The 15,629-nt window shown below is 64.2% G+C and carries 15 protein-coding genes and 1 pseudogene; 10 read left to right on the top strand and 6 right to left on the bottom strand.

Annotation, left to right across the window (positions count from 1 at the left end; genetic code table 11):
• Window positions 1–95 precede the first annotated feature (95 nt).
• Window positions 96–1,091: an NAD(P)H-dependent flavin oxidoreductase gene (locus ACWW36_RS03280; RefSeq protein WP_456140179.1), complete on the bottom strand. Its 996-nt coding sequence runs from the start codon at window positions 1,089–1,091 to the stop codon at window positions 96–98.
• A 258-nt stretch (window positions 1,092–1,349) separates the two neighbouring features.
• Here ACWW36_RS03280 and ACWW36_RS03275 point away from each other — a divergent pair, with 258 nt between their 5' ends.
• Window positions 1,350–2,156, top strand: coding sequence for an SDR family NAD(P)-dependent oxidoreductase (locus ACWW36_RS03275; protein WP_456140178.1), 807 nt, complete (start codon window positions 1,350–1,352; stop codon window positions 2,154–2,156).
• A 75-nt stretch (window positions 2,157–2,231) separates the two neighbouring features.
• Here ACWW36_RS03275 and ACWW36_RS03270 read toward each other — a convergent pair whose 3' ends face one another.
• Window positions 2,232–3,431 carry an amidohydrolase family protein gene (locus tag ACWW36_RS03270; protein ID WP_456140177.1) on the bottom strand — a complete coding sequence of 400 codons (1,200 nt, stop codon included), beginning with the start codon at window positions 3,429–3,431 and terminating at the stop codon, window positions 2,232–2,234.
• Between the two features lie 96 nt (window positions 3,432–3,527).
• Here ACWW36_RS03270 and ACWW36_RS03265 point away from each other — a divergent pair, with 96 nt between their 5' ends.
• Window positions 3,528–3,839 (top strand): acyl-CoA synthetase, encoded by a 312-nt coding sequence (locus ACWW36_RS03265; protein WP_456140176.1) that lies wholly within the window; start codon window positions 3,528–3,530, stop codon window positions 3,837–3,839.
• 11 nt (window positions 3,840–3,850) lie between these two features.
• Complete coding sequence (locus ACWW36_RS03260; protein WP_456140175.1) at window positions 3,851–5,188, top strand: TetR/AcrR family transcriptional regulator; 1,338 nt, start codon at window positions 3,851–3,853, stop codon at window positions 5,186–5,188.
• 70 nt (window positions 5,189–5,258) lie between these two features.
• On the opposite strand, the gene ACWW36_RS03255 is transcribed toward ACWW36_RS03260, so the two are convergent.
• A complete protein-coding gene (locus ACWW36_RS03255) occupies window positions 5,259–6,389 on the bottom strand; it encodes an acyl-CoA dehydrogenase family protein (RefSeq protein ID WP_456140174.1) in 1,131 nt (376 codons plus the stop codon).
• Window positions 6,390–6,507: 118 nt separating this feature from the next.
• Window positions 6,508–7,659 (bottom strand): thiolase family protein, encoded by a 1,152-nt coding sequence (locus ACWW36_RS03250; protein ID WP_456140173.1) that lies wholly within the window; start codon window positions 7,657–7,659, stop codon window positions 6,508–6,510.
• A gap of 78 nt (window positions 7,660–7,737) precedes the next feature.
• Between ACWW36_RS03250 and ACWW36_RS03245 the strand changes: the two genes are divergently transcribed.
• From ACWW36_RS03245 to ACWW36_RS03235, 3 genes are all read left to right on the top strand, one after another.
• Window positions 7,738–9,240: a class I adenylate-forming enzyme family protein gene (locus ACWW36_RS03245; RefSeq protein ID WP_456140172.1), complete on the top strand. Its 1,503-nt coding sequence runs from the start codon at window positions 7,738–7,740 to the stop codon at window positions 9,238–9,240.
• Entirely contained in the window at window positions 9,237–9,539 is a 303-nt protein-coding gene (locus tag ACWW36_RS03240; RefSeq protein ID WP_456140171.1) for a hypothetical protein, read from the top strand. Before ACWW36_RS03245 ends, ACWW36_RS03240 begins: the two co-directional genes overlap by 4 nt.
• Before the next feature lie 129 nt (window positions 9,540–9,668).
• On the top strand, window positions 9,669–10,541 hold the full coding sequence (locus ACWW36_RS03235) for an alpha/beta fold hydrolase (protein WP_456140170.1): 873 nt from the start codon (window positions 9,669–9,671) through the stop codon (window positions 10,539–10,541).
• A 167-nt stretch (window positions 10,542–10,708) separates the two neighbouring features.
• Here the strand turns inward: ACWW36_RS03235 and ACWW36_RS03230 are convergent, their stop codons facing one another.
• Together ACWW36_RS03230 and ACWW36_RS03225 are read right to left on the bottom strand one after the other, a co-directional pair.
• Complete coding sequence (locus ACWW36_RS03230) at window positions 10,709–11,134, bottom strand: Zn-ribbon domain-containing OB-fold protein (RefSeq protein WP_456140169.1); 426 nt, start codon at window positions 11,132–11,134, stop codon at window positions 10,709–10,711.
• A 1-nt stretch (window position 11,135) separates the two neighbouring features.
• The gene (locus ACWW36_RS03225; RefSeq protein WP_456140168.1) at window positions 11,136–12,326 is read right to left on the bottom strand and encodes a thiolase family protein; all 1,191 of its coding nucleotides are present in this window, start codon (window positions 12,324–12,326) and stop codon (window positions 11,136–11,138) included.
• Between the two features lie 106 nt (window positions 12,327–12,432).
• Here ACWW36_RS03225 and ACWW36_RS03220 point away from each other — a divergent pair, with 106 nt between their 5' ends.
• From ACWW36_RS03220 to ACWW36_RS03205, 4 genes and pseudogenes are all read left to right on the top strand, one after another.
• A complete protein-coding gene (locus tag ACWW36_RS03220) occupies window positions 12,433–12,642 on the top strand; it encodes a hypothetical protein (protein WP_456140167.1) in 210 nt (69 codons plus the stop codon).
• Complete coding sequence (locus ACWW36_RS03215; protein WP_456140166.1) at window positions 12,642–13,835, top strand: thiolase family protein; 1,194 nt, start codon at window positions 12,642–12,644, stop codon at window positions 13,833–13,835. Before ACWW36_RS03220 ends, ACWW36_RS03215 begins: the two co-directional genes overlap by 1 nt.
• A 1,011-nt stretch (window positions 13,836–14,846) precedes the next feature.
• Window positions 14,847–15,221: a hypothetical protein gene (locus ACWW36_RS03210; protein WP_456140165.1), complete on the top strand. Its 375-nt coding sequence runs from the start codon at window positions 14,847–14,849 to the stop codon at window positions 15,219–15,221.
• Window positions 15,222–15,270: 49 nt separating this feature from the next.
• A pseudogene (locus ACWW36_RS03205) lies at window positions 15,271–15,487 on the top strand (LLM class F420-dependent oxidoreductase); the annotation flags it as partial.
• Window positions 15,488–15,629 lie beyond the last annotated feature (142 nt).

Genomic DNA, 15,629 nt, shown 5'->3' with positions numbered 1-15,629 from the left:
CTCGGCGGCGCGGCAACGGGATCGTTAATCGCGTGCTCCCTTATCGTATGGTTTGACGGACGCGTTGCCAGGACGCCAGACTTGTCAGGGCGTGATTACACGCTTGCGGCCGTGGGGGAGCCGACCACGTCGCGGAGCCGGCCGTTGATGAGATCCTCGGCCTCATCGATGATTTGGGAAATCATGGCATCGACCGTGGGTATGTTGTTGATCAGTCCCATGGCAGTGCTGATCCACCAGATTCCGGCTTCTAGGTCTCCGGTTTCGTACACTCGCGCTCCGCGGACACCGGAAACCAGGTGTTGGATGTCCTCGAATTGCCCTCCGCCGTTGAGGATTTCAACGACTTCGCGCGATACCGTGTTGCTGGCGACGCGTCCGGTGTTGCGCAACGTGCGGAAGATCAGCTCGGTGCCGCGCTCATCACCTGCCACGATGGCCTCCTTAACGTTCTGATGAATCGGCGATTCAACGGTGCACATGAAGCGCGAGCCCATGTTGATGCCGTCCGCGCCCAGCGCGAGTGCAGCGACGAGACCGCGTGCGTCGGCGAAGCCGCCGGAGGCGATCATGGGTATCTCGATCTGCTTGGCGGCGGCGGGTATCAACACTAAGCCCGGGATGTCGTCCTCACCGGGGTGACCGGCGCATTCGAAGCCGTCGATGCTTATTCCGTCGACCCCGAGTTCCTGCGCCTTGACGGCATGGCGCACGGCCGTACATTTGTGCAGCACCTTGACTCCGTTGTCACGGAACATCGGCAAGTGTGGAGCGGGATTGGAGCCCGCAGTCTCGACGATCTTGATCCCCGACTTGACGATCACTCGGCGATATTCGTCATACGGCGGGGGATTGATGGTGGGCAGGATGGTGAGATTCACCCCGAACGGCTTGTCAGTGAGATCGCGGCACCTTTGTATCTCTCTGGCGAGATCGGCCGGCGTGGGCTGCGTCAGCGCGGTGATGAAGCCGAGTGCGCCGGCGTTCGCGACGGCGGCGACCAACTCGGCGCGGCCGACCCATTGCATGCCGCCTTGGGCGATCGGATGTTCGACCCCGAACGCCTTGGTGAATTTCGTCGTCAGTGTCATACGTGGTCCTTTCGGTCGCTTTCCGCGGCGGCGCGCAGCTGACGGCTGATCACCAGTACGCCATGTCGGCGTCGCGTCGCCGCGCGGCGTCGATGTAGTCGTGTGCTTCTGGCGTCGGCAGGATTCGGTCGACGGGCACGGCGGTCCTCTCGTTACCTGAATCCGAAGTAAGGGCAGTGCTGAACTACGATACCGTTATATAAATAACTATAAACCGTTCATGCTGATGGCGAGTGAGAGCGCGAAGGGAATGGCCGGATGCGAATTATCGTCACGGGGGGCAACAGCGGGGTGGGTAAGGCGACGGCGGCGGCGATGGCTGCCGCGGGCCACGAAGTTGTCATCGCGTGCCGGACCCTGTCGAAGGGTCGCGATGCGGCTCGTGCCATGGTCGGTGACGTCAAGTTGGCAGAAGTGGACCTCGCCGATCTAGCCAGCGTCCGCAGATTCGCCGACGCTATTGATTACACGGATGTCCTCGTCAACAACGCCGGGGTCCTCGGTCTGCCCCTTACTCGCACCGCCGACGGCTTCGAGGCCCACATGGGCATCAACCACCTGGGCCACTTCGCGTTGACGTGCTTGCTCGGCGATAGGATCCGCGACCGTGTCATCTCAGTGGCCAGCAGTGTTTACGCGTTGGCCCGAATACACTTCGACGACCTGAACTGCCACCACCGCCGCTACAGCCCTTTCGGGGCCTACAACGAGTCGAAGCTGGCGAACATGCTGTTCGTGCGGGAACTGGTGCAGCGTGGCCGCACCGCGTATCTCTCCGATCCGGGAATGACGGACACCGACATCATCAGGGACGGCTCCGCAGCGCTTCGGTGGTCGGGCAGGGTTCTCGCCCCCCGTTTCGCGCAAACCCCGGAGCAGGGCGCCCAGTCAACAATTCAGGCCATTTCGACGGACTTGCCGAACGGCAGCTACATCGCGCCCCGGGGACTCTTGCACCAATGGGGTCGGCCCAAACCCACCGCATTGGCGGCCAAGGCGCGTGATGCCCGCGACGCACGGCGTCTGTGGGAGATTTCGGCTGAACTCACTGGTTGTGATTGGTAGCAGCGCTCGTCAAGTCGAAATGCGGTCGGGCCCTCGACGCGGTATGCGCCAAGGGCCCGAACCGCCAAGAGCCAGTTAGCTCACCAGCGCCGGTTCACCCGCCGTTACCCGCGGGAAGTTCAGCATCCGGCGGGCGTTGTTCTCAACGATCATCGCGCACTCGTCATCGGGCACTTCGGCGAGCACTTCGGTGGCGCGCTTGCGCGAATTGGGCCAGTTGGAATCGGAGTGCGGGAAGTCGATCTCGAGCGTAATCCGGTCGACGCCGACCTCATGGCGGTTCTTCAAGCCGTGGATGTCGTCGATGAAGCACCCCCAGAAGTGTTTGCGGAACAAGTCCGACGGGCGGGTGTCGAAATCGATGTTCTGGTAGTAGCGGTGGCGCTCCCAGACGTAATCCGACCGTTCCAGGATGTAGGGCACCCAGCCGATGCCGCCCTCAGCCAACGAAATCTGCAGCTCGGGGAACTGCTGCAACTTGCCGGAGAACAGGAAATCGACGGTGGTCCACATCAGGTTGGTGGCGAACAACGTGGTCGCGACGGCGAACGGCGCATCTGGCAGCGCGTTGACCATGCTGTTGTCGGCCTTTAATGCGGAAAACGAGAACCCGGGGACGTAGGACCCCGAGCCGAAGTGCAATGACACCGGCATCTTGGTTTCCGAACACACCCGCCACAGCGGATCCCAGTGATCCGAATGGAACGACGGCAACCCCAACGGCACCGGACTGTCCGGGAACGAGATGGTGCGCGCGCCCTTGGCCGCGACACGTTGCGCTTCGGAGACACAGGCATCGATGTCCCACGTTGGCAGGATGGCCAGCGGGATGAAGCGCTCGGGTGCGGTCGCGCACCATTCGTCAATGTAAAAGTCGTTCCACGCCTTGACGCACAACAACGCCAGTTCCTTGTTGTCGGCGCGCTGGAAGGTGCCGCCGGCGAAGCCTGGGAAGGAGGGGAAGCACAGCGCCGCCTGCACGCCGTCGAGATCCATGTCAGCGACGCGGGCCACCGGGTCATAGCATCCCGGGATCATGTCCTCGTAGCGCACCGGGTCTAGGCCCCACTCCTCGGGCGGCTTGCCTGCCACTGCGTTCAAACCGATGGTGGGGAAGATCTGCCCGTCATAGCTCCACAGGTGCATGCCGTCCTTCTCGACGATCCGCGGCCCGGCCTCGCGGAACTTCTCCGGCAGACGGTCCTGCCACACTCGCGGATGCTCGACTAGGTGATCGTCGACGGAAACGATCTGGTGTTCGTCGCGAAGTGGCATGGCCCTTCCCTTCTGACGCTGTGTCTTGATTTCTGACGCTTGGTCTCACACACTATATGACGGAGATTGCACCCGTAAAGGGCGAAGGAGACGTCGATGTCAGATCCCGCGGCACTGCCAACGGAAAGAGGAAAAAGTGACGAGGACGACCATGATCTTCTGACTTTCGGCGAGGCGGGCGAGCGCCTCCGCATCGAGATTGTCACCGCCGAGCGCAAGGTCGCTGAGCTCGCCGATCACGGGTCCGCGGCTGATTTGGCCACCGCCCGGCATCGGCTCGAGGCATTACGCGCGGCGGCGCGACGCAATGCTGCGCAACCCATCAACGACGCCAACTTCGAGCGCTTCTTCGGTTACGCGGGGAAGGCGCGGCGCAACTTGCCCGGGCCGGACGTCGAAGCAGAATAAACGCGCCTCGTGTGGAACTCGTTCATGATGTGAACATCATGGTGAAGTCGCAGAAGGTCCGCCGCGCCGGATATGCACCCACAAGTGTCGAGCTGGGACGCCGTGGTCTGCACACCCGAGAGTCCATCCTGCACAGCGGGGCCCGGCTGTTTCTCGACCGCGGCTTTCATGGCACGTCTATTGATGCCATTGCCAAGGCGGCGGGCGCGTCTCGGGCGACGGTGTACCAGTATTTCCAAGACAAAGACGACATCTACCGGGAACTCGCCGCACAGTGCGTTCCGGAGGTGCTCGAGCATGCAGCCCGCCTTGGCCCCCTCGGTCCCGATGCCGCCGGAATCCAGAACCTGTACCAGTGGCTCGACCAGTGGACGACGCTTTACGACGAGAACGCGGTTGTACTGCTTGCTTTTCCGGGGCTCGGATTCTCGACGAGTATTGCCGCGGCGCCTGATTCGGTGTCGGATGGGTACCTGAAATCGGTGACGGACCGGACTCGGCAGGCGGGAGTGGAAGGGATCGCGCCCGAGGACGCCGCCGCTGCGGTAGTCCGCATCGCGCATATGGTCAACTTCTATCGGTACCGCGGTATGTGGGATCTACCCGACGCACACGCCGTGACGGCGTCCTTGACTGTAGCGCTACAGTTGCTGCTGTTTCCCGGCACGCCGCCTGCGGTGCGCGACCTCATCAGAGTGCCAACTGATCCGCTGCCGGCGTCGACGTATGCGCCCCGTGCAGTGCCATCCGTTCCATCGCCGGCACCCTCCTCGCCAATCCGCTCCGACATCGTCGCTGCCGCCGCGTCGCTTTTCGCCGAACACGGGTATTACGCGGTGGCAATGGATGACATCGGCGCCGCGGCCGGCGTCAGCCGGGCAACCTTGTACCGCCACTTCCGCACGAAGGTTGCGATCCTTTCTGAACTTACGCAGCGTGCCCTCGCTGAGGGCGTTGCCCTCGCCACTGACTTGCATGAACTTGCCGATCGGCGCGTCAGCCGAAATTCCTTGCACGCGTGGCTCAGACGCTACGTTGGCTTCCATCGTAGGTATGGAAGCGTCACCCAAACCTGGTACGACGGTGGCCTGAATGGGCAATTGGCTGACGCCATCACTGCCGGACTCGGGCCTTTCCAAGAAGCGGCCACAGCTCTACTCAACCGTTCGGGATTGCCCGAAGAAATAGACCTTCGCGTGGGCGCGGCGATCTTTCTTGCGGTGCTTGGCCGGTTGACCGAGTTGACGAGTTCCAGGCGCACGGCCGAATCTGACTACGACACAGCGGATTTGATGTTGCTAGTGATAAGCCGTGCGCTGAGCATGAAGTTCGAGACCGAGCCGACCTGACGGCGTTCAACACCGACTGCGGTCCGCAACGTCGTGGGCCGAAGCGCGGATGCTCTGGGATGGCAGAGCGTCAGACGATGTTGGCTTCAGCCCTTAGTCGTTCCCAGTGCTCGGCGGGCCTGCCGAACAGCACCTCGTCGGTACGGGCCCGACGCAGGTAAAGATGCGCAGAGTCCTCCCACGTAAATCCGATGCCACCGTGTATCTGCACGTTCGCATGCGCGGCGTTACGGAGCGATTCCGAGCAGACCGCCTTTGCCATGCTTGCCCGCCAGGCGGATTCGTCGGCCGGGCCGACGTCATTGGCGTCCAGCGCGCCCTGCGACGCAGACCTCGCCCACTCGAGGTCCAACAGCATATCGGCGCATTTGTGCTTGATCGCCTGAAAACTGCCGATGGGGCGGTTGAACTGCTCCCGGGTGCGGGCGTAGTCGGTCGCGATCTCCAACACGCGCTCACAGGCGCCGACCTGCTCGGCCGACAACACCGCCATCGCTAGGTCGACGCTCCCCGAAACGACGTCCTCAACCGAGGTGCCGCTGGACAGGCGGGCGGCAGGTGCTGAGGTGAAGGTGATGGTCGCCATCTGCCGGGTGCCGTCGAGCACACTCTCCTCGGCAATCGCCACCCCTTGGGTCGTCGCGTCGAGGACGAATAGTGCGAGTTCGCCGCCGGCGCGGGCCACGACGATCAGGTCATCGGCCGAACCGCCGTGAAGGACATGGCGTACAACGCCGTTGAGCGTCCACGATGAGGTCGCGTACGTGGCCGACACGGACACACGGTCGCGCTGCCACAGGCCGCAGTCTCTGCTGAGTGCGGCGGCGGCGGTGCGTTTCCCCTCGATCAGCGCCGACAGCCGTTCATCGGCATCCGGGTCGTCGACGGCCAGCAGGAGACTGGTGGCCAGCACCGCGGACGCGACGAACGGCACGGACGCCAGCGAGCGCCCGAGTTCATGGGCAACGACGCCCATCGCGGTCGCGCCGTAGCCGTCGCCGCCGAATCGCTCGGGAAGCCCGATCGAGGCGACCCCGACCTGGCTGCACAGAACTTTCCAGAGTTGCGCGTCGAAGCCGCGATGCTGTTCACGTCCGTCATACGCGACAGCACGCACCCGGCTCTCCGGCGAGAGTCGCTCACACGCTGCACGCACGGACTGGGCGAGGTGTCTGCGCTCGTCATCGTTCAGCGTGGTCACCGAGTTCCTCCTGAAATCCGTGCTGCAAGTTCGGATTTGGCCACTTTCCCCAATCCGGTCATGGGGGAACTGGTCGACCCCGACCAGGCGCTCGGGCCAGCTTGTCTCTTCAGCCCAGTTATTTCGACAGGATGGCGACTGCGGCGGTCCCGGGTGAGCCGTAGAGCTGGGCCAGCGCGACGCGCGGATCGTTGGGCACCTGACGGTCGCCCGCCGTGCCCCGTAGCTGGTGGACCAGTTCGTAAACCTGGCGTAGGCCGGACGCGCCGACCGGCTCGCCGTTGGCCAGCAGGCCGCCATCGGTGTTGATCGGAAGCCGCCCACCGATCTCAGTAGCGCCGTCGTGCAGTAGCCCCTCCTGCTCGCCGTCCTTGCAGAGCCCGGTTTCGGCCATGTGGATGACCTCGGACCCGGCGTCGGTGTCCTGAAGCTGCGCGACGTCGATGTCCTCGGGTCCGATCCCGGCCTGCTCGTACGCGGCCTTCGCAGCTTCGGCGGTGGTTCCCGGAACGATCGGCAATTCGATCGACGTGCGTAGCAGCTCGTAGGCACCCTCGCGACGGCTGCGCTGCGCGGATGCCCGCAGGTAGATCGGGGTATCGGTGTACTTCTTGGCGACGTCGGCCCGACACACAACGACTGCCGCGGCGCCCTCGTTCGGATTGCAGTACATGAACTGGCGCAGGGGCGCGTTGACGACCGGCGAGCCTAGAATGGTCTCCACGCTCATGGCCTTGCGGCGCCATGCATGATCGGTCACGGCGCCGTTGGCGAGGTTCTTGGCCGCGACGCGGGCCAGCGTCTCGTCGCTGATGTTGTGGTCGTACATGTAGCGCATGATCTTGGTGCCGAAGTAGTGAGTGGTCAGAAACAGGCCCTGATGGCCGTACCACTGCGGCAGCCCGGTGTTTGCGGGGTCGCCGCCGAATGCGCCCCGCGGATGTTTGTCGAGACCGACGCCGACCGCGATCTCGGCCTCGCCCAACTGAACGTCGCGCGCGGCGAGGGTGAGTAGCGAGTTGCCCGTCGCGCACCCGCTCAGTGTCGCTCGCGCAGGGATACCAGTCATCCCGGCGAGACCGGTCACGGCCTCCGGGTTGGCCACCTCCAGGCTGCCCGCGTAGAGGCTGCCGACGTCTGACCAGTGCACCCCGGCATCCTTGAGCGCACGGCCGATCGCAACTGCGCCCATCTCAAGTGCCGAGCGATCCTGATACCGCCCGAACGGGTGGATTCCGACGCCGATGATCGCGATGTCCGGTGTGCTCATGGGTTTCCTTAGGTCAAGTGGACTCCGGCCAGCTGCTAAGGATATAACTATATATCTAATTATCGAAGGGGTGAGGCGTTGAGTATTGCACTACTGCTCGAGATGGCAGTCTCGAGCGACCCCGATCGGCCGGCGGTGATCGACGGCGAGAGCCGGCTGACCACCACCGAACTGAGTGCGCTGGCCAGTGGGGGAGCCGCGGTCGTTGCGGATTCCGGCGGGCAGCATGTGGCCTACGTCGGGACAGGCGGAACGATGCTGCCGGCGCTGATTCTCGCCGCGGCGCGGGCGGCGGTGCCGTTCACCCCGTTGAACTATCGGCTCAGTACCGAGGGTTTGCGCCAACTCCTCGACCGGCTGCCGTCGGCGCTAGTGGTCGCCGACGACGACTACGTCGACGTGGTCGCCGGCGCGGGCAGGCAAGTCATGCGCTCCGGGGAGTTCCTCGCCGCCGCCCATGCGGCCGATCCCGTGGAGCACTTTGCCGATCCCGACGACGTCGCCATCGTGCTGTTCACGTCCGGCACGACGTCACGCCCCAAGGCCGTCGAACTGACCCACAACAACCTGACGAGTTACGTCACGGCCACGGTTGAGTTCGCTTGCGCCGATGCCGAGGACGCGGCGCTGGTGTGCGTCCCGCCCTATCACATCGCCGGCGTCGGCGCAGCGCTGTCGAATCTCTACGCAGGCCGAAAAATCGTGTACCTACCCAGGTTCGATCCGCGGGAGTGGGTCCGGCTGGTTCGTGAGGAGAAGGTGACGACGGCGACCGTCGTACCAACCATGCTGGACCGCATCATCGCGGAGTTGCAGTCCGCGCCGACCGACTTGCCGACGCTGCGCAACCTGGCGTACGGCGGGTCGAAGGTCGGCCTGCCGCTGGTGCGCAAGACGATGGAGTTGCTTCCGGAGGTCGGGCTGGTCAACGCCTACGGGTTGACCGAGACAAGCTCGACGATCGCAGTGCTAACCCCTGAGGACCATCGAGCGGCATACGCCGCCGACGATGCGGCGGCCGCGCGTCGGCTCGGTTCGGTGGGTCAGCCGGTGCCCGGCATCGAGGTTCAGATCCGTTCCGAGGACGGCGCCGTACTGGGACCCGGCGAGACCGGTGAGCTCTTCGTGCGGGGACCGCAGGTATCGGGGCGCTACACCGCACTCGGATCGGTTCTTGATGCCGAGGGTTGGTTTCCCACAAGGGATCTCGCGATGGTCGACGACGATGGTTACCTGTTTATCGGTGGGCGTTCCGATGACACGATCATCCGGGGTGGCGAGAACATCGCCCCCGCCGAGATCGAGGATGTCCTGATTGAGCATCCCGCCGTACGTGAGGTGGTTGCCGTCGGGCTCGACGATCCGCAGTGGGGGCAGATCATCGTCGCCGTGGTGGTGCCCGAGCCGTTATCCGCGCTCGAGACCGATGACCTGCGGGCGTTTGCGCACAAGGCATTACGCGGTTCGCGCACCCCGGACCGCATCGAGATCGTCAATCAGCTGCCGACCACTGACACTGGCAAGGTGTTACGCCGCGAAATCATCCGAGAACTGGCCGAAAACCTCAGGAGTACAACATGATCAAGAACGGAACCCGCCTGCAGAGCCAGGTCTGTGACACCCAGGTGATCGTCGTGCGGGCCACCGATAGCCTCGACGACCTGCGCTGCGGCGGTGAGCCGATGGTGACACTCGATGCCGAGAAGTCACCGCACGCGGACCTCGATCCTGCACTGGCTGGCGGGAGCACGATGGGTAAGCGCTACGTCGACGATGGCGGCGCCGAGGTGCTGGTCACCAAGGCCGGCGTCGGCACGCTCAGCATCGGCGCGACGCCGCTTTCACTCAAAGAGGCCAAGCCGCTGCCGGCCAGCGACTGAGCATGGGTCACGATAGGTACCCACTGTGAACGTATTGCGAGAATCTGCTGCGTTTTTCGCGGTGGCGTAACACTCGGCGACAAGTTGAGGAGCGACCAGAGTGCCACCCGAGGCCGGGAACTAGACGCGATGCTGAAGATTCCAGCGGGTGACGTCACGATGGTCGCCGATGCTTACGGTGATCCGTCGGATCCGCCCGTGGTGCTGCTGCACGGTGGCGGTCAGACCAGACATTCCTGGGGTTCGACCGCTGCCGATCTCGGCGCCCAAGGCTGGTATGCCCTCACGGTCGACTTGCGGGGGCACGGCGACAGCAGCTGGTCACCCGACGGCTACTACGGGCTGGACCGGTTCGCCAACGATGTCACCCGGGTGGCCGATTTCCTCGGCCGCCCACCGGTCTATGTGGGTGCCTCGCTCGGCGGCAACGCCTCATTGGCGGCGATCGGGGTCCGGCCCGATCTCGCGCTCGGCCTAGTCCTGGTGGACGTGTCGCCGTTCCTGCAACCGGCGGGGACAAGCCGGATCCGCGACTTCATGGTGTCGCACGCCGAGTCTGGGTTCGGGACGCTGGAGGAGGCCGCCGATGCCGTCGCGGCCTATGTCCCGCACCGGCCGCGGCCGCGCAACCTCGAGGGGCTGAAGAAGAACCTGCGCTTCCGCGACGGCCGGTGGTTCTGGCACTGGGACCCCGCGTTTATGGCGTCACCGACCGATCAGGCCGTGCAGCGCGATCAGCTCATCGACCCCGCCCGGCTGGGTGCTGCGGCACGGGATCTCCGGTTGCCCACGCTGCTGGTGCGCGGCGGCGAGTCCGATGTGCTCAGCGTCGGCGACGCGGTGCGTTTCCTGGAGTTGGTGCCGCACGCCGAGTTCGCGTCGGTTACCGGTGCGCACCACATGGTGGCCGGTGACGACAATGCGGTCTTCGAAGTCGTGCTCGATGACTTCCTCGAGCGCCGGGTGCGGTCGCGGCTCAAGCTTTTCGGCACTGCGAGCTGACGATCGAGCGCCGAGTCCTGAGGGCGCTGCTTCATCCTTGTCCGGCACGCCGGCGGAATTCCTGCCGGTACCCGGCATAGTGGATTGGTCGCCGAATTGAAGGTGTGCGAGAGTCTGAACGCACTGCGAAGAACTAGCCGGGGCCGAGACGATCGCGGCCGTGGCCGCTACGCCGGACGAAACGCGTACGTGAGCAACGACTCGCCGGACTCCGTCTCCACGGTGGTCGTGGCGCTCACCATCGGCTGACCGATGCGCAGTTCCGCCGCGTCAGCACCGATGATCAGTGATTCGACGAGGACGCGCTCTCCGAGCTGGATGTACCCAACGATGTATGGCCGGAATGCCTCCGGCGAGCGGTGACCCTGGTACGGCAGGGGCGGGGGGAACTGCTGAGTGGTGAACGTGAAAAGCGTTCCTTCCGTGGGTAACTCGAGCGGCTCGATGTCTGCTTGAACCTCAGGATTGGCGTCGAACAGCTCCGACCGCTCGGCCGGGAATTTCACCACACCCGTCGACCGGCGCCGCGACCCCAACAGCACGGCGCGATCGCCGTCGAGCCGGAACAGATTGTCTGCGATGAGTTGAGTCATGTCACGCCACCTCGATAACCATTGCCGCTCCCATTCCGCCGCCTGCGCACATCGACAGCACGCCGATGCCGCCGCCGCGGCGACGTAGTTCGTAGATGGCCGACGTCACCATCCGCGCGCCGGTCGCGGCGATCGGATGACCCAGGCTGATACCGGATCCGTACACGTTGACGATGTCTTCATTGAGGCCGAGTTCGCGTGCGCACGCCACCGCCTGGGCGGCGAACGCCTCGTTGATCTCGAATAGCGCCACATCCTCGAGTTTGCGGCCGGCCAACTCCAGCGCTTTCGGGATGGCCGAGATCGGCCCGCTCCCCGTGCGATTCGGCGGCACACCCACCGAACTCCACGCCAGCACGTCGGCCAGCACGTCCTTGTCAGTGTCCGACCTGGCCAGTGCCACCACCGCGGCGGCGTCATTGATCCCCGACGAATTCCCTGCAGTCACCGTGAATCCCTCGATCTCGGGATGCAGCACCTTCAGCCCGGACAGAGTCTCCAGAGTGGCGCCGCGGCGCGGGTGCTCGTCCTCGGCGAAGGTGACCGTCGATCCATCGGCCTGCGGCACCTGCAGTGGCACGATCTCGTCGACGAAGGACCCGGCGTCGATCGCCTTCACCGCGCGCTGGTGGCTGCGTAGCGCCCACGCGTCTTGGTCCTCGCGCGAGAGGCCGTACTGGACTGCGCAGTTGTGCGCCACCGTAATCGACATGTCGAGGGCCGGCGCATCCGCTGTCGGCGGGTGTGACAGCGGATACCAGGGGTCCTCGTAGTCCTCCGGCGACTTACCGGTGGTGAACGGCTTGCGTTTGCGCAGCAGCGGTGATGTCGATAACGACTCCATCCCGCCGGCCAGGATCGCTCGACTCATTCCCGCGGAGATCTGCCCTGCTGCCACCGCGATGGCGGAGAGGCTCGAGGCGCATTGCCGGTTGACGGCCATCCCCGGAATGCCGGTCAGGCCCAGATCGAGGGCGACGTAGCGCGCGCTGTCACCGCCGCCCTGCAGGCTCTCGGCAAGCACCAGGTCGTCGAACTCGGCGGCATCAAGTCCTGATCGTTCGATGGCCGCGGCGACTACCGGTTTAGCCAGCTCAACGGCAGGCATGTGCACGAGCGTCCCTTTGCGGGCGGTACCGATAGCGGTGCGGGCGGCGGCTACGATGGCTGCGCGCGACGTCGTCGGCGTCATGTGTCTCCCGAAAAGTAGTCGGACGGGCCCCCGATTGGACCTCCTGGTTCGCGCCCAGAGTATACCGTTAAATAGATATCTGTATCAGGGGTCTGACGGGAGTGAAATGAAGACGATCGGATCGGTCGACGCGGAGAACGCCGAGAGGCTGAATAAGGTCTGGTTCCTGACGCCTGTGCCTTCGGGGCTCGCCGACGCGGTCAGAGCCGGTGAGGACGCCGTCACCGTCACCGTCACCGTCCGGCACACCGTCGAGGTCGACAGACCGGAGAAGCCCGCCGCCGTCGCCGAATTGCTCGCCAGGTACGTGTTCTGATGCGCGGTGGCCCATTCGGCGGCAAAGCGGTCCTCACCGGAGCGGGCAAGTCGCAGGTCGGCCGTAGGGTGGGCCGCACCGGACTGGACTTGACGCTGGAGGCGGTGCTGCGCGCGATCGCCGACGCCGGCCTGGACATCGACGATGTCGACGGGATCGCCAGCTATCCCGGACCGGGAGTTGCTGATCCAGGGTTTTCCGGTGCCAGTATCCACGACGTGCGCAACGCGCTTGGGCTGCGGAGTCGCTGGTACATGTCGGGGATCGAAACCGCTGGACAGATCGGCCCGGCGATCGAGGCGTGTATGGCCGTCACGCTGGGGTTGGCCAACCACGTTGTGGTGTTCAGGTCGGTGTGGGAGTCAACCGCGGCGCAGCAGCAGGGCGGCGGCAGGGCGTCGGTGCTGTTCGGCGGCGGCAAGCTGCCCGCCCACCTGGAGTGGATGGCGCCGTTTGGAGCTTTGTCGGCGGCGAACTGGCTCGCCATGCCGGCTCAGCGATACATGCACGACTACGGGATGACCCGGGAACAACTCGGGGAGATCGCGATCAACGCCCGCCGCAACGCCGGACGCAATCCTGACGCCATATACCGCGAACCTATGAGCATGGACGACTATCTCAGCGCGCGCATGATCTCTGAACCACTGTGTCTTTACGACTGCGACGTCCCCTGCGACGGAGCCACCGCGGTCATCGTCTCGCGCCGTGATGCCGCGAAGGGACTGCGGCGCCATCCGTTGACGGTGGAGTCCGTCGGGCCCGGCATGGTCGAGCGCGCGACCTGGGATCAGCGCTTCGACCTTACCACGATGGCCGCCCACGATTCGGCCGAATCACTCTGGCAGCACACGACATTGACGCCAAGCGATGTCGACATGGCGCAGATCTACGATGGCTTCTCGTTCCTGACCGTGATGTGGCTGGAAGCGCTCGGCTTCTGCGAAAAGGGCACGGTGGGAGAATTCATCGAAGGCGGCGAACGCATCGCGCTGGACGGCGAGCTGCCGATCAACACCAGCGGTGGGCAATTGTCGGGCGGAAGACTGCACGGCTTGGGCTTTCTGCATGAGGCATGCGTGCAGATGTGGGGCGAAGGCGGGGACCGCCAGGCGCATAAGACGCCGGACGTGGTCGCCGTCGGAGTGGGCGGCGGACCCGTCGCTGGATCGATGTTGCTGAGCAGCCGGTAACCGCCGTGTCCAATAGTGGCGACCGGGGCAGCTCATCGGCGTGTAAGACGACTTTGCATACGTGACCTGGGTCCCGACTCGCGAGGAGTCGGCAGGGCCGCCCAAATGGCAAGGTCAGCGCTTTCATGATCACCTACTACGTGGCAACGACCTGCGCACTTTGGATAAATAGATAAATAGTTTGATGAATTGCTGTTGCTGCGGTAGGGTGGGGAGCATCGTTCGAGCAATGGAGGTTCAGCGATGAACACCGCAGCGTGTGTAGTTATCGGGAAACTGGCCACCGCCCTCGTGGCGACCGGGAACGATTCGACGTAGGCAAACGATGTGGATCGTTGTCACTAGCGACGGCCGACGTATCTCAGATATCGGTGCGGAGGTCGATGCACGGCGTACTGTCCATGCGCTGGGCGTTACGCAATTGCGCGGGCCGTATTGCTGGGATGTCGTCGATAATCTCGGCCGCCGGTTCGTCGCCGAAATCAAACATCGCTGACGTGAAGCACATATCGGGCGCTCCCGCGGATACCGGTGTTCGGCGATGCCGCTCCTTGTCTGATCATCGCCACGACGCCGGTGTCATTGCTGGTGCGGGCCCGATTGAATACGAAGTCGAACGGCGCGCGGCACAGATGCCCTCCGCTGGCATGCGCCACGAAACCGGAGTCGCGGTCCGGGTGACCGCGAAGAACACTACGGCAACCAGCGTCTCGGGCAGTACGCGTTAGGTTCTGGAGGGCAACAGATGCAATTTCATATCGGCGACGAGGTTCGTGAAGGCCTGCGCGTCGGCACCGTCACCCATGTCGGCACCATGCTCGTCCAGGTCACCACACCTACCGGTACGCCTCGGATGGTGTGTCCGTGGGAACTGGTGAGAGTGCGGCCCTCACGTGAGGGAGTCGCGTCAGAAACACCGCCAAGTGAAGTGTCAGGCAGGCGGTGACTCCAGTGCAAAACCTACACGAAGCCCGCCTTGCTTGGGCGCTCGTTGATGCTGCCAGGCCTGCGATGAACACCGGTGAACGCAATTATGCCTTCGTTACGATCGGCGCAGGCGACACGTTCGAAGCAGTTCGCCAACTACTCAAACTCATTGCTGCCAAGGGTGTTCCGGTGCGTCCACATCTCGTACTGCTGTGCGCCGCATGGCTCGATACGTATGCACTACACGAGGATTACGAAAATCTGCGCGGCGCTCTCGACCGCTTTGTGATGGCGGACACCAACTGCGCCGCTTCAGCGCCCCCGCAACCGCAGATAGCGCCGAATCATCAGCATCTACAGAAGACGACTAGCACCTTGCAGAGGCCGCTACCCGGTGTCGGGATGGCCTGGCGCCGCCGCCGTGGGCTGATAAGCCATCGATCAACCAATTGCCGGTGACCGGAAAGGATGCGCGCACGGACCTGTCAGGTGTCGGTGTATGGAGTGCCGCTGGGGCATCACCGACGACGACCTCGCATCTGTTAGCGACCCACTGTTCGACGCGATCATCGCCTGGGTCGACGAAGAAGCCATCGTCCGCAGGGTTGACGAGCATCGACAGGCCGGCGCCGACCACGTCTGCGTTTCAAGTCCTTAAAACTGATCCAACGGAGTTTCCGCGCGAGCAGTGGCGCCGTCTGGCCGCAGCCTTGACTACGCGCTAAGCAACGGAGGCGCATGAGGGCGGGTTCAGGTCCTCACGTGATGTCGCTGCAACAAATCGCCGCGAAAGTGTCATTTCGATGTGATCGCTCGTGTCTGTGAACGAGCCGCATGCCCTCCACGAGTTGGGTTGGCCACAAGCAC

Source organism: Mycobacterium sp. MMS18-G62 (genome assembly GCF_053877835.1).
The sequence above is the reverse complement of the archived record's forward strand: the minus strand, read 5'-3'. Positions and strand labels throughout refer to the sequence as shown.